Below are 12,933 nucleotides of genomic sequence, written 5' to 3' on the forward strand. Positions count from 1 at the left end.
ATGCTGAGTCCGGTCACCGACGCCGACGGCGCCCCCTTCTGGCAGTACGCGGCCCAGGGCGAACTCCGCGTCCAGACCTGCGCAGAGTGCGCCGAACCCCGCTTCCCGCCCCGCCCCTGCTGCCCGCACTGCCAGTCCTTCGCGAGCGAGTGGCGCCGCGTCTCGGGCCGCGGCCGCGTCTGGTCCTACGTCGTCCCCCACCCCCCGCTCCTGCCGGACTACGCCGAGCAGGCCCCGTACAACGTGATCGTCGTCGAACTCGCCGAGCATCCAAGGATCCGGCTGGTCGGCAACCTGGTCACGGAGGCGGGGGCGCGCCTTGACTCGGTACCGCCGGAGCGGATCCGGATCGGGGCGAAGGTGCAGGTCGTCTTCGACGATTCCGGGTTGCCGCAGTGGGTTCTGGAGCGGGCATGAGCACCGTGCGGGTGAGCGCCGACAAGGACACCGGGGTCGCCGTCGTCACCCTCGACCGGCCCGAGCGGCTCAACGCCATCGATCTGGCCATGCGGGACGAACTCCAGGAGGTCTGGGGTGAGTTGCGGTTCGACGACTCGGTGCGGGCCGTCGTGCTCACCGGCAGCGGGGAGCGCGCCTTCTGCACCGGGCTCGACCGGGACGCGGACGTCCCCCAGCCCAACTCCCCCTACATGGCGGACGATCCGCTGCTGCGGGTCGGCCCGAAGGCCAACGACCTGTGGAAGCCGGTCGTCGCCGCCGTGCGGGGCATGGCCTGCGGAGGCGCGTTCTATCTGCTCGGGGAGTCGGAGTTCCTGATCGCCGAGCCGAGCGCGAGCTTCTTCGATCCGCACACCACGTACGGCATGGTCAGCGCCTACGAGTCGGTGCTGATGGCGCAGCGGATGCCGTACGGGGAGGTCGCCCGGATGATGCTGATGGGGACCGCCGAGCGGATCGGGGCGCAACGGGCGTACGAGATCGGCCTGGTCTCCGAACTCACCGAGCCCGGAGGGGCGTTGGCGGCGGCGACGGCGTGCGCGACCGTGCTCGCCGGGTATCCGCCCGAGGGCGTCCAGGGGACCGTGCGGGCGCTGTGGGCCGCGCGGGAGAGCGCGGTCGCCGCCGGGTTCGCGCAGGCACCGCACCTGGTCTCGCTGGGGAACCTGCCGGACGAACGGCAGGCGGAGCTGTTCGCCCACCGGGGGCGGGAGTTCCGTATCCGCTGACCCCCGCCATGGATTCGCTGCCCCCGCGCGGATCCGCCGACCCCCGCCATGAATCCGCTGACGCCCGCTACGACGTCCGCGCCGTCCCCGTGCCCTTCTCCGCGTCCAGTGCGTACACGCAGCGGTCCTTGCTGCACGCGTACACCACGCCGTCCTTGACCACCGGGGAGCCGGTGATCTCGCCGCCGGTGGCGAGTTTCCAGCGCAGGCGGCCGTCGTCGGCCTTGAGGGTGTAGAGGAGGTGGTCGGTGGAGCCGAAGTGGATCCGGCCCTCGGCGACCGCCGGGGCGCCCACGATGTCGCCGCCCGCCTGGAACCGCCATTTGGGTGTCCCGGTGACCGCGTCCAGGGTGTAGAGACCCTTGCCGCTGCCCACGTGGACATGGCCCGCGGCCACCAGCACCGGCTCGATGGAGGCCCGGGACTCGGTGGCGATGCGCCAGCGGTCGCGGCCGTCGGTGGCGTCGAGGGCGTAGACCGTGCCGAGATAGTCGGCGAGGTAGATGCCGCCGCCGGTGACGGCCGGGCCCGGCGCGAAGGTGGGCGCGCACAGGAAGGCCGCGGGGGCCTCGAAGTGCCACTTCACCCGGCCGCTCGCCACGTCGATGGCCAGCACGCGGGTGCCGGCACTGGCGTACACGAAACCGTCGGGCGCGTACGTCAGCCGGATCGGGACCCCGCCGCAGGAGGCCGCGTCGCCGATCGGGTAGGACCAGCGCTCCTCGCCGGTGCGGGCGTCCAGGGCGCGCAGCCGGGCGTCCTGCCAGAGGAACACCGTGCCCTCGTGGACGGCGGGGCCGGCCTCCGGGGACTCGAAGTCGGTCTGACAGCCGGTGAGCTCCCAGAGTTTCTGGCCGTTGGAGGCCTCCCAGGCCTGGACGCCGCCGCCGCGGGTGCCGGTGACGACCGTGCCCCGGTCGGCCTTGAGGGAGTACACCCAGGCGTCGAGGGACAGGCGCCACAGATCGGCGCCCTCGCGGGCGTCCAGGGCGTACAGCGTGGGCCCGTCGGAGGCGTGGATGCGGCCGTCCGCGACCGCCATCGACCAGGCCACGTCCCGCGTCTTGAAGCTGCGCCGGCCGGTGGCCACGTCCAGGGCGTGCACCTCGAAGGAGGTGACGTAGACGAGCGCGTCGGAGACGGAGGGGGTGCCCCAGACGTCGTTCGACATACGGAACCGCCAGGGGCGCCAGCCGCTGGCGGTCTCCGGCGGAACGGGCGGCAGGGCGGGTACGCCCACACCGGGGTCGGCGCCGTTGACGCCGGGGCGGGCCTTGGCCCAGGAGGCGGCCAGGGCGGTCTCGGGGCGCGGGGCCTGTACGGCGGCGGCGCGCACGTCGGAGACGCGGGGCCCGGGGCCGATGGGCACCTGGCCGCCGGCCAGCCGGACCGGGCCGATGTCGGGGGCGCCGACCGGGGCCGGGACCACCGGGTCGTGCGGGGGCGGGGGCGGCAGGGCGCCGCGTCCGCCGCTGCGGCCGCCGCCGGGACCGCCGGCGCCCGGCTTGGCGGGCGGGCGTCCGTTGCGGCGGGCCTCGATCAGGCTGACGGCCCGCTCGGGCAGCCAGGCGGAGGCGGTGCCGCTGTCGTCGGAGCCGGAGCCGAAGAGGTGCGGGGCGAGCTGGGACTGGAGGTCGGCGGGGTTGGGCCGGCCGGTGGCCTCCATCTGCATGCAGGACTCGATCAGCGGGCGCAGCTCGGCGGGCAGGCCCTCCAGGTCCGGGCCCTCGCGCAGCAGCATGAAGACCGTCTCGACCGGGTTGGCCCCGTGGAAGGGCGGATGCCCGGTGGCGGCGAAGACCAGCATCGAGCCGAGCGAGAAGACGTCACTCGCGCCGGTGACGCTGCGCGAGTCCTTCGCCTGCTCGGGAGACATGTAGGCGGGCGTGCCCACCGCCACGTTCGTCATCGTCAAACGCGTGTTCGACACACCGGAGGCGATACCGAAGTCGATCACCCGGGGGCCGTCCTCGACGACGAGGACGTTGGAGGGTTTCAGGTCCCGGTGCACGAGCCCGGCGCCGTGGATGGACTGCAGCGCCTCGGCGACACCGGCCGCGAGCCAGCGCACCGCCTGGGCCGGCATCGGCCCGCACTCGTTCACTATCTCTTCGAGGGAGGGCGCGGGGACGTACGCGGTGGCCAGCCACGGCACGGCCGCGCGGGGATCGGCGTCGACCACGGCCGCCGTGTAGAAGCCGGAGACCGCCCGGGCCGCCTCCACCTCACGCGTGAAGCGGACCCGGAAGAGCTGGTCCTCGGCGAGCTCCGTGCGGACCGTCTTGATCGCCACGCGCCGGCCGGACGCCGAGCGCGCGAGATAGACCAGCCCCATGCCGCCCGCACCCAGCCGTCCCAGCACCTCGAACGGACCGATCCGCCGCGGATCGTGCTGCGTCAGCTGATCCACCACTTGCCTGCCACCTCCCCGTACGGGCCGCGCCACCCACATATGTACGCGACCCCGTGCAGCGTCTCACCACCGCACCGCCCTGGCGGCACGCACCCTGATTCTTCCTGTCCGGGCCCGAGGTTGCGAACCCGGGAACATATCGGGATGTCCCACGCCAAAACGGCATGATCCATCACCGATGCACCCCGGATCCCACCCCGATTCCGCCCCGATCGACCCCCGACTACCCCTGAAGCCGCTCCAGGAGCGCGAACGACGCCCCTTGATTGTCCGTGACGACCGCCACTTTTCCGTACGACGTCTCGAATGGCGGAGCCTGCACCCGCCCGCCGAGCCGCCGTACGACCTCGATCACGGCGGCGCAGTCCTCGACGGCGAAGTGGACCAGGAAATGCGGGGGCATCTCGGCCGGGAAGACGTCGGAGACGGCCGCGCGGCCGAAGTCGGGCTTGGCGTCCGGGCCGAACAGGGCGTCGTGGAAGAGGCCGCCGTAGAAGTCGTTCGCGGCCTCGGTGTCCCGGGCGTACAGCTCGGCCCAGGCGAAGGTGCCCGGCTCGTGGCGGCGCCCGAAGCCGGGGTGCCCGGCCGGTTCCCAGAGCCCGAAGACGGCCCCCTCCGGGTCCGTGACCAGGGCCGTCGTGCCCAGCTCGGCGACCGGCAGGGGTGCGGTGACGACCTGACCGCCGGCCGCCCAGACCCGGTCGGCCAGCGCCTCCGCGTCCGGGGTGGCGAAGTACACCGTCCATACGGTGGGCATCCGCCCGTCCGTCTTGTGCGCGAGCGCAGCGACGGGCTCCCCGTCCTGGCTGGCCCACACGGAGCCGCCGTACGCCGCTTCGAAGGTCCACCCGAAGAGCCCACCGTAGAACCGCTTGCCCGCCTCGACGTCCGGAAGCTGCGCGTCCACCCAGCAGGGGACGCCCTCTCCGTACGCGGATGCCCTGTTTTCGGCCATACCGCCAAGCTAACGGCGACTCACGCACCCCGCAGACCAGGCACACCCGCCTCTGAGCACCCGTGCACCCCATTTGCAGTCGGCCGAATCGCGCTCCGATCACCCCTCGGTAAGCTGACGGCATGACAGGACAAGTGCGTACCGTCGACGGCCGCGTGGCCGGCCGGCGTGGGCAGGCGACCCGGCAGAAGCTGCTCGACTGCCTTAGCGAGATGCTCAGCTCTTCCCCCTACCGGGACGTCAAAGTCATCGATGTCGCCCGGAAGGCGGGGACTTCACCCGCGACCTTCTACCAGTACTTCCCGGACGTCGAAGGCGCCGTCCTGGAGATCGCCGAGCAAATGGCCACGGAGGGCAGCCAGTTGACGGCGCTGCTCGACGGCCGGTCGTGGGTCGGCAAGGCCGGATGGGCCACCTCGCAGGAACTCGTGGACGGTTTCCTGGAGTTCTGGCGAAAGAACGACGCGATCCTGCGCGTCGTCGACCTCGGCGCGGCCGAGGGCGACAAGCGCTTCTACAAACTCCGCATGAAGATCCTCAACTCGGTGAACAACTCCCTCGCGGACGCGGTCACGGATCTGCAGGCCAAGGGCAAGGTCGACAAGGACGTCAGCCCCGCCGCGATGGCCGGTTCGATCGTCGCGATGCTCGCGGCCGTGGCCTCGCACCAGAAGGGCTTCCAGACCTGGGGCGTCAAGCAGGCCGAACTCAAGCCGAACCTGGCGCTGTTGGTGCACCTCGGCGTGACCGGAAAGAAGCCGACGAAGTAGTACTCGACCAGTACTCCGGCTCAAGTCCTGTCTGACAGGCGGTGGTTCACCCCGGTGGACCACCGCCTGCCGCGCGTGACGGCGCCTTCGGCGCGGACGATCACTTTCGTACGATCCTGAAGATCCGGATCTCCCGCTCGACGCGTTCCTGATACGTCGCGTACGGCGGCCAGAACACGAGCAGCTTCTTCCAGACCGCCGCGCGTTCCTCCCCCTCCAGCAAGCGGGCCGTGACCGGGATGTCCCTGCCCCGCCAGTTGATCTCGGCATCGGGATGGGCGAGGAGGTTGGCGGTCCAGGCCGGGTGGCCCGTGCGGCCGAAGTTGGAACCGATGAGGATCCAGGTGCGACCGTCCTCCTCCGGCATGCAGGCCAGCGGGGTACGCCGGACCTGCCCGCTCCTGGCGCCGGTCGCGGTGAGGATCACCCCCGGCAGCATCTGCGCGCTGAGCAGGACCTTCCCCCGCGTCAGCCGGTGCACAGCACGGTCGAGCGCGGGGATCACATGCGGGGCGACCTTCGCGAACCCCCGCGTCGACGAGACCTTCTGCACCACCCGGACGCCGATCACACCGCCACCTCCCGTCCCTCGAAGAGCCGCGCCGCCTCCGCCGCGTGCGCCCGCAGCCGGTGCGCCGGACCGAACAGCAGCTCGTCGCCGCAGGCCCGCTTGAAGTACAGATGCGCCTCGTGCTCCCAGGTGAACCCGATGCCGCCGTGCAGCTGGATCCCCTCGGCGGCCGAGTCCCGCAGCGCCTCCAGTGCCTGCGCGAGGGCGACCCCGCCCACCCGTTCCCCGTGCACGGTCGCCCAGGCCGCGTAGTAGGCGGCCGAACGCGCCGCCTGGACCTGCACATACACATCGGCGAGCCGATGCTTGACGGCCTGGAAGGACCCGATCGCCCGCCCGAACTGCTCCCGCTGCTTCACGTACTCGACGGTCCGCTCCAACGCCCGGTCGGCCGCCCCCACCGCCTCGCAGGCGAGCGCGGCGGCGGCCCGGTCGCCGACGGAGGAGAGCGCGGCGAGAACACCGTGCCCGTCCTCCTCCCCCAGCAACTCGGCTTCGACGTCCCGCAGTTGGACGCGGGCCTGCGGCCGGGTGGCGTCCAGGGTGGTCTGCCGCGCCCGCACCACCCCGTCCGCCTCCCCCTCCACCAGGAAGAACAGCGTCCGGGACCGGGCGAACCCCCCGGTGTGCGCGGCGACCAGCAGCAGCCGCGCGCTGTGCCCGTCCAGCACCTGGTCGGCCTGCCCGTACAACCGCCACCCCTCCCCCACCCGCCGCGCCTGCACCCCGCCCGCGCGCCCGCCGCCGGCCCACTCGCCGCCGTTGTCGCCGGTCAGGGCGAGGGCGGCGGCCAGGGCGGTGCCGGGGACGGCGAGGGCGGCGGTGAGGTCGCCCGAGGCGAGGCGGGGCAGCAGGTCTGCGCGCTGGGCGTCGGTGCCGAGGGCGAGGACGAGGGGCGCGGCGAGCACGGCGGTCGCCAGCAGCGGCGAGGGTGCGAGCGCCCGGCCCGTCTCCTCGCAGGCGAGGGCGAGTTCGGTGGCCGAGCAGCCGACACCGCCGTACGCCTCGGGCAGGGCGAGCCCGGGCAGGCCGAGTTGGCGGGCGAGCGCGGTCCACAGGGCGGGGTCGTGCCCGCGGGGCAGGTCGACGGCGGCCCGCAACTCCTCGTAGCCACAGCGCTTGTTGAGGAGTTCGCGCAGGGTGCGGCGGATCTCGTCCTGTTCGGCGGTGAAGCTCGCGTCCATGGCACTTCCCTCCGGATCTGACGGTCCGTCATATTAGGAGTCCGGGAACGATATGCACAGAGGAAGGCGGGCCCCTCATGACACCGGTCGGCACATCGGTCGGCACAGCAGCCGTGACACCGGCCGGGACACGGGGAGGCCGGAAGGTCGCCGTGGTCGGCGTGGCCCTGTCCGACTGCGGCCGGGTCGACGAGGCGACCCCGTACGCGCTGCACGCCCAGGCGGCCCGGCGCGCGCTGGCGGACGCGGGCCTGGAGCGCCGGCACGTCGACGGCTTCGCCTCGGCGGGCCTGGGCACGCTCCCGCCGGTCGAGGTGGCCGAGTACCTCGGGCTCCGCCCCACCTGGGTCGACTCGACGGCGGTCGGCGGCTCCACCTGGGAGGTCATGGCGGCCCACGCGACGGACGCGATCGCCGCGGGCCACGCGAACGCCGTGCTCCTCGTCTACGGCTCCACGGCCCGCGCGGACATCAAGGCGGGCCGCCGCACCGGCAACCTCTCCTTCGGAGCGCGCGGCCCGCTCCAGTTCGAGGTCCCCTACGGCCACACGCTGATCGCCAAGTACGCGATGGCGGCCCGCCGCCACATGATCGAATTCGGTACGACGATCGAGCAGTTGGCGGAGGTCGCGGTCCAGGCCCGGGCGAACGCGGCGCTGAACCCGGACGCCATGTTCCGCGCGCCGATCACGGTCGACGACGTCCTCGCCGGCCCGATGATCGCCGACCCCTTCACCAAGCTGCACTGCTGCATCCGCTCCGACGGCGGCGCGGCGGTGCTGCTGGCGGCCGAGGAGTACGTACGGGACTGCCGTACCGCGCCCGTGTGGGTGCTCGGCACCGGGGAGCACGTCTCGCACTCCGCGATGTCCGAGTGGCCGGACTTCACGGTGTCCCCGGCGGCGGTGAGCGGCCGCCTCGCCTTCGAGCGGGCCGGGGTCGCACCGGCCGAGATGGACTTCGCCCAGCTCTACGACGCCTTCACCTACATGACCCTGGTGACGCTGGAGGACCTCGGCTTCTGCGCGAAGGGCGAGGGCGGGGCGTTCGTGGAGAAGGGGCGGCTGCGGGTGGTGGGCGGGGAGCTGCCGGTGAACACCGACGGGGGCGGCCTGTCGGCCCAACACCCGGGAATGCGGGGGCTGTTCCTGTTGGTGGAGGCGGTCCGGCAGTTGCGCGGGGAGGCGGGGGCGCGGCAGGTACGGGGGCGGGACGGGGAGGTGGCTCGGCTGGGGCTGGCGAGCGGGACCGGGGGGTGGTTCTGCTCGGCGGGGACGGTGGTGCTGGGCCGGTGAGGAGGCAGGGTCGACAAGGGGGTGAGGGCGGCCCGTTTAAGCTCTCCGGATGACCTTGGAATGGGAACAGGTAATCGTCCACTCGGTGGATCCGGCGGCTCTGGGACAGTGGTGGGCCGACGCTCTCGGTTGGGTCGTCGTGTACTCGTCCGACGACGAGTTCGAGATCCGTCCGGAGCCGGACCGGCTGCCGGGGCTGGATTTCGTACGGGTCGAGGAGGCCAAGCAGGCCAAGAGCCGGCTGCACCTCGACTTCCGGCCCGACGACCAGGCCGCGGAGGTGGCCCGCCTGGAGGCGCACGGGGCACGGCGCGTGGACATCGGCCAGGGCGAGCAGTCATGGGTCGTCCTGGCGGACCCGGAGGGCAACGAGTTCTGCGTGCTGGGCCGGCGGAGCCAGTAGGGCGGGCAGGGAGGGGACGCGGAGGGGCGTTTTCGAGCGGGGCTTGTCTGGTGAGTACCTCAGGACATCAGTCCTGGTCTGTCTCCAGACACTCAGGGCATGTGGCTGCTCGCTGCCGCTCGGTGACCCTGCCGGTTTGGCCGCAAGCCGGCTTCCCCTCGCTGAGCTTGTGAACGGTCAGCACGTCGTCCCCGACCGTACCCGTGAGTTCGCCGGTGGGCGCCAGGAAGTCTCGGTCAGCGCGAGGGGTTCTGAGGTCTGCGCCCAAGAGCATCAGCGGCGGCTCGCTCACGCGAACGCAGGCCCGCTTGGCGGGGGCGGTCACTGGGGGCACTCCAAGTGCCGGTATCGAACGGCCGGACTGAGTAAGGCTCGCCGAAGCTCAACCCGGCGGCAGGGTTCAAGCGAATTGATCCGCTGAGTGCAATCGGGGCACGTCTCCCCTGAGGGCGCATAGGTCGTGTACTCATCCTGTTTCGCGTCGGTGTCGGCCTCTGTGCACTGGGGACTTCCGAGAAGCCTGGTTGTAGCTTTGGGCACTGCCGTCAACCTCCTACCGGTTGGTGGCCACGCCCCGAACGTTCGCCGCGTCGCGGGGGTCTGACCGTTCGGCACGTGGGTCGCGCCGCCTGAAGAGCTTCAGCCGGACAAGGCACCTCCGGGAACCGCGAACGGGGAACCCCGCAAGCCCAATTGGGGAACCCCGTTCCAACTCGTTTGGGGTTCCCGTCTGAAGTCCTGGAGCTACGCTGGGTCTAGATCACTTCAGTTCCCGTTAGGCGGCTACATGGATGACCGTGCGGCTCAGCGGAGCGGATATCCGCTGAAAATCCCTGACACGCTTCTCAACAGCGATGCCATGCGGCAAGCCTGCGCCGCACGGAACTTCCAAGAAATCTTCCGTCTCATGAATCGCCGCACTGGCTCAAGTCACGCTGTGACGGCAGCGGCCATCGGAAGGATTCCCAGTTCTCGAGTCAGCGACATCATTCGTGGCGTCAGGGGAATCCGCGGGTCTGAAGTCATTGAGCACGTTGCCGATGGGTTTGGAATCCCCGGTGGCATGCTTGGCTTAGCGGCGCGCCCGTGGCAAAGCAGCGGAAATCTAATACAGTCGAGCGATGAGATCGCAATTGACTCCCAGAGAAAAGCTCAGCAGGGGAAGGCGCCATCCGTAGACCGGCGCGCTTTCGTCTCCACAACTGCCGCCGTACTGTCAGTGGCTGCGACGCAGATGAATCGCGGTCAGCGCGTCATTCAAGCTCTCATCGCTCCTGATGGCCGTGCCCGACAGGTCAGTTGGACGTTGTCCGGGCCATGGGTACTTCGCCCTGGATCGTGTCGGATGACCAGGCCTGACGGTCGGTGGTCGGCAGACGTCCCGGGGTGTCGGAACCGTCGCTGTTTCCTCGGTTGCAGTGGCTCGGTCCGGTCCTAGACTTTCCCCGCGCACTCAGCCGGGGAGGGCTGATGCGCCTTACGATTCCAGGGGAGCGTTTCATGGCAGCAGCGCACACCACGTCCGACCAGCCGCAAGTCCGGGGCGTCTTCGACTGCGACGAGGCCCATCGCAGCCCGCTCAGCTCCGACTACAAGCGGATCTTCGATTCCGGTCTGGTCGTGCTTGACACCAATGTGCTGCTCAATCTCTACCGCTCGAACGAGAGCACCCGTCGGGACACCCTTGCCGCCCTCGCCAGGCTTCGCGAACGCCTGTGGATTCCACACCAGGTGCTCACGGAGTTCTGGCGTAACCGCGAGTCGCCGACCGTACGCCATCACCACGCGACGAAGGCCAATGAGGCGAGCGCCGCGCTCGACAAGGCGGTCAACGCGGCCCGGACAGTAGTGACCACTTGGCTGACCGCTGTCCAACTCAAGGACAACGAAGAGGCTGTAGGGCGGACTGACCGAGACCTGACCGAGCTCGCCAATGCAGCCGGCAGCCTCAAGAAGTTCATCCGGGCGCAGGCCGAGTGCGACGCACTCAAGGAGACTGCCACCACTCACACTGACCCGGTGCTCAACGCCCTCGAACCGCTTCTGCACGGTCGGGTCGGCGAGCCGCTGCCGTCGGACGAATACGACCAGGCCGTGAAAGAGGCGCAGGAGCGCGCCGACGAGGGGATACCGCCGGGGCACGAGGACTTCCGCACCAAGGAACCCGAACTAGCTGCCGGTGACTACCTCGTGTGGGTACAGCTCATGGCGGAGGCCCGGCACCGCGGGTGCGACGTTCTACTGGTCACGGGGGACATGAAGAAGGACTGGTGGACCAACCGCGGATACGACATCCCGCCTCGCCCCCGTGCCGAACTCCTCCAGGAACTGCGGGAGCAGGCGGGAGTGGGACTCTACATGCTCACTCCAAGCGAACTGCTCCGCTGGGCCAAGGAACTCCTCGAACTGAACGTGGACGAGGGCTCGGTCCGCGATCTGGAGCAACTGGACGAAGCATCGGCCGACAAAGACTCCGAAGATGGAGCCTGGACAGCGGAGTCGCTGGCGGCGTTCATGGACGAGCTGATGAGGCGCTACCCATCCCGAGTCAAAGCAATCGTTGCAGCTGCGGCAAACGGCGGGTTCGTGGACCGGGAGACGGTGTACGAGCTTGCCGGCTACGACGAGACACGCAGTCTCCGTGGCTTCACCCAACCGATCGGCACCCTGTCGAGGGATCTGCAAGCGGTAGGTGTGCTGACAGGAGGGGAGCCTTTCCTGCTCACCACCGTCTACGGCCACGCCGTCGACCCGTCCTGGGCGAAGGGGTTCCGCATTCCCAGCGGGGTGATTCCCCTGCTCCGGAGCAAGTACGAGGGAGGCGACCTGTGGCAAACCCGAGACAGCGGAGAAGCTGGGAGCGAACCTTCCGACAGGGGCTAGGAAGGGCTAACACGATGACTGGAGTTGCCGGTGGGTGATGAGCCGGCAGGCCAGTTTGAGGAAGGCTTCGTGGATGTCGGGTCGGCATTCCCAGCGGACGCGGAGTCGTCGAAGCCGCGGAGCCTGGCAAAGGTCCTCTTCACCACCCACCGACATACGCCAAGCCCGCTGTCATGGCGGGTGCTTCGGCGAGCAAAGGTAGGGATGATGCCGCGCGCGGAACTGGACGCGGCAGATGTCGCGGTCGTAGCCCCGGTCAGCGAACAGAGAGTCCGGCCTGGCCGTCGGTGATCAGGTGATGCCTGGATCCTGCCCGACCCCTGTCGACCGGTGAGGGGCTCGTGTGGCGCCCCCTTTTAGGACCCTGACATGGGAGGAGTCGACTACGCAGCGGGACCAGTCGAAGCCGAGCTCCTGGGGGGAAGGTGCTCCCACTGGATATCGGTCTGCAGCACGTGGTCCACGTCCACCCCGGCCGCGAGGACGAGCGCCCCTCACCGCGCGCACCGGGCACCACCACGGGCACTGACCAGAGCACGGAGCCGAGAGGCCACCCGAGAACACCCGGACCAGCACCGCGCGACGGACCCGCCGCGCACGCACCGAATCACCCCGTTCGTAGACCTGGCGGCGACCCTCGCAGCGGCCTCGGTGGATGGCGGGCTCCGCGCGTCGACACCCCACATGGTCACCCCTGTTCGTCGTCGTGGTCTGTCTGCGCGAGCGACCCGAAAGGCAACATGCCTGCGCCCAGGCACAACGTGCCGAAGGGCATCGAGCCACTCGCTGTGGCGTGCCAGCCGCCGGACTTAAACCGGGGAACTCTGCGTCCACGCGGGGCGTATCCGGCTTCCGGCATCCACCACAGGAACCAAGTCGTATATCCAGCTGCACCCCCGTTTCAATGGGCATGGCTCGTCGACCCACCATGTCTGCGATCTCCGACTCGTCCGGGAACGTGCGGCCCGCGGGGTCACGCCGCATTGCGGTTCGGCCTCTTCACGGATCTCCAACTCGGCCATGCGGACGTCCAGCGCGTCCGCCCATTTCTGCCACAGCCCAAAAGTGGGCTTGGACTTCTGCCGCCCCTTCTGTTCGTGCCGACCAGGGGTTTGCTGGTGGTCGTCACCCATTCGGAAAAGGAATTCTGCGTCCTGGGCCGGCGGCGCCAGTAGGGCGACACGGAGGAGCGACACGCAGGAGGACACGGCGGAGGGAACACGGGCCTGCTCGCCCCTCGTTGTATGGATGTCGATGGATGTACTTCGACGC

General features: G+C 70.2%; 10 protein-coding genes and 1 pseudogene. 6 read left to right on the forward strand and 5 right to left on the reverse strand.

Annotated elements, in window-relative coordinates; genetic code table 11:
* Both ACWDR3_RS02825 and ACWDR3_RS02830 read left to right on the forward strand, forming a co-directional pair.
* Entirely contained in the window at positions 1 to 417 is a 417-nt protein-coding gene (locus tag ACWDR3_RS02825; protein WP_450350233.1) for a Zn-ribbon domain-containing OB-fold protein, read from the forward strand.
* A complete protein-coding gene (locus ACWDR3_RS02830) occupies positions 414 to 1,187 on the forward strand; it encodes an enoyl-CoA hydratase/isomerase family protein (RefSeq protein WP_450350235.1) in 774 nt (257 codons plus the stop codon). Before ACWDR3_RS02825 ends, ACWDR3_RS02830 begins: the two co-directional genes overlap by 4 nt.
* Before the next feature lie 67 nt (positions 1,188 to 1,254).
* Here ACWDR3_RS02830 and ACWDR3_RS02835 read toward each other — a convergent pair whose 3' ends face one another.
* Both ACWDR3_RS02835 and ACWDR3_RS02840 read right to left on the reverse strand, forming a co-directional pair.
* A complete protein-coding gene (locus tag ACWDR3_RS02835; protein WP_450350237.1) occupies positions 1,255 to 3,600 on the reverse strand; it encodes an outer membrane protein assembly factor BamB family protein in 2,346 nt (781 codons plus the stop codon).
* A gap of 223 nt (positions 3,601 to 3,823) precedes the next feature.
* Positions 3,824 to 4,555 carry a VOC family protein gene (locus ACWDR3_RS02840; protein ID WP_450350239.1) on the reverse strand — a complete coding sequence of 244 codons (732 nt, stop codon included), beginning with the start codon at positions 4,553 to 4,555 and terminating at the stop codon, positions 3,824 to 3,826.
* A gap of 122 nt (positions 4,556 to 4,677) precedes the next feature.
* On the opposite strand from ACWDR3_RS02840, the gene ACWDR3_RS02845 reads away from it, so the two are divergent.
* Entirely contained in the window at positions 4,678 to 5,325 is a 648-nt protein-coding gene (locus ACWDR3_RS02845) for a TetR family transcriptional regulator (protein WP_450350241.1), read from the forward strand.
* Between the two features lie 100 nt (positions 5,326 to 5,425).
* Here ACWDR3_RS02845 and ACWDR3_RS02850 read toward each other — a convergent pair whose 3' ends face one another.
* Positions 5,426 to 5,896 carry a nitroreductase/quinone reductase family protein gene (locus ACWDR3_RS02850; RefSeq protein WP_450350243.1) on the reverse strand — a complete coding sequence of 157 codons (471 nt, stop codon included), beginning with the start codon at positions 5,894 to 5,896 and terminating at the stop codon, positions 5,426 to 5,428.
* Positions 5,893 to 7,080, reverse strand: a complete 1,188-nt coding sequence (locus tag ACWDR3_RS02855) for an acyl-CoA dehydrogenase family protein (RefSeq protein WP_450350244.1) — start codon at positions 7,078 to 7,080, stop codon at positions 5,893 to 5,895. Before ACWDR3_RS02855 ends, ACWDR3_RS02850 begins: the two co-directional genes overlap by 4 nt.
* Before the next feature lie 77 nt (positions 7,081 to 7,157).
* Between ACWDR3_RS02855 and ACWDR3_RS02860 the strand changes: the two genes are divergently transcribed.
* From ACWDR3_RS02860 to ACWDR3_RS02870, 3 genes are all read left to right on the forward strand, one after another.
* Positions 7,158 to 8,375, forward strand: a complete 1,218-nt coding sequence (locus tag ACWDR3_RS02860) for a thiolase C-terminal domain-containing protein (RefSeq protein WP_450350246.1) — start codon at positions 7,158 to 7,160, stop codon at positions 8,373 to 8,375.
* Between the two features lie 49 nt (positions 8,376 to 8,424).
* Positions 8,425 to 8,778 (forward strand): VOC family protein, encoded by a 354-nt coding sequence (locus tag ACWDR3_RS02865; RefSeq protein WP_450350248.1) that lies wholly within the window; start codon positions 8,425 to 8,427, stop codon positions 8,776 to 8,778.
* 1,500 nt (positions 8,779 to 10,278) lie between these two features.
* Positions 10,279 to 11,661: a PIN-like domain-containing protein gene (locus tag ACWDR3_RS02870; RefSeq protein WP_450350250.1), complete on the forward strand. Its 1,383-nt coding sequence runs from the start codon at positions 10,279 to 10,281 to the stop codon at positions 11,659 to 11,661.
* A 6-nt stretch (positions 11,662 to 11,667) separates the two neighbouring features.
* Here the strand turns inward: ACWDR3_RS02870 and ACWDR3_RS02875 are convergent.
* Positions 11,668 to 12,063: pseudogene (locus ACWDR3_RS02875) on the reverse strand (IS5/IS1182 family transposase); the annotation flags it as partial.
* Positions 12,064 to 12,933: the final 870 nt, after the last annotated feature.

It is taken from the genome of Streptomyces sp. NPDC001002, from assembly GCF_053599215.1.